The sequence below is a fragment of the Xenorhabdus budapestensis genome (genome assembly GCF_002632465.1).
Taxonomy (GTDB): domain Bacteria; phylum Pseudomonadota; class Gammaproteobacteria; order Enterobacterales; family Enterobacteriaceae; genus Xenorhabdus; species Xenorhabdus budapestensis.
This window is the reverse complement of sequence record NZ_NIBS01000153.1, coordinates 1-421: the sequence shown is the minus strand read 5'-3', so window position 1 is coordinate 421 and position 421 is coordinate 1. Positions and strand designations below refer to the sequence as shown.

At 56.1% G+C, this 421-nt stretch carries 1 pseudogene; it reads right to left on the bottom strand.

Annotation, left to right across the window (positions count from 1 at the left end):
• Positions 1-27 precede the first annotated feature (27 nt).
• Positions 28-421, bottom strand: a pseudogene (locus tag Xbud_RS19390) (DNA primase); the annotation flags it as partial.

Below are 421 nucleotides of genomic sequence, written 5' to 3'. Positions count from 1 at the left end.
CGTTGTTTTCAGCCCAACTTGCGCTGATCATACCGGCATGATCAGGCCGCTTAAGTGCGCGCTGTCGCCATCACCGTCCCAGAGCAGTTCGTATTGCAGCAGATGCCCGCGACTGCCGCCGTGAACAAGCAGGTATTCCATTTCAGCCAGCCGCTGGCAATGCACTTTAAGCTGATTGTCACTCCATTGAGTAAAGTCGCGGATATCCCGCCGGGTAAAACGAACGGTGTTCAGGGCGCACTGCTGCTCTGCCGCCATTGCGTGCGCCATTTGCTGGATCAACAGCAACAGCTTGCGTGTCTGCGGCGGCATCTCATCGAGTGTCCGCCCTAATATCTCGTGTGCCAACTGATTGGCGAGCCGGATATCGTCTTTGCTGACTTCGATATATTCAAGCCGCTTGCCACGATGCTCAGCGGTC